Origin of the sequence: Bradyrhizobium cosmicum, assembly GCF_032290525.1 — a bacterium.
Taxonomy (GTDB): domain Bacteria; phylum Pseudomonadota; class Alphaproteobacteria; order Rhizobiales; family Xanthobacteraceae; genus Bradyrhizobium; species Bradyrhizobium cosmicum_A.
The window spans coordinates 1-239 of sequence record NZ_JASXTA010000572.1; the positions used below are offsets into that span (position 1 = coordinate 1).

Genomic DNA, 239 nt, shown 5'->3' on the forward strand with positions numbered 1-239 from the left:
GGCCTGCCCCATGGCCTCGAGCTTGGCATGCTTGATGTGGAAGCCGTCCATCGGCACAAGGGCCGCGCTGCCGGGATGGACCGCATTGAGCATGGTGACCAGTTCGGCCGCCAGGGTCGACTTGCCGGTGCCCGGGCCGCCGGCCAGGCCGATGGCGATGCGGTGATGCGCCTGGCTCAGGATGTCGAGGATATGCGGCACCAGCCGCGACAGCGCCTGTTGTGGGGTCAGGCTCAGAT

At 68.2% G+C, this 239-nt stretch carries 1 pseudogene; it reads right to left on the reverse strand.

The features are described from left to right. A pseudogene (locus QSV46_RS40985) lies at positions 1–239 on the reverse strand (hypothetical protein); the annotation flags it as partial.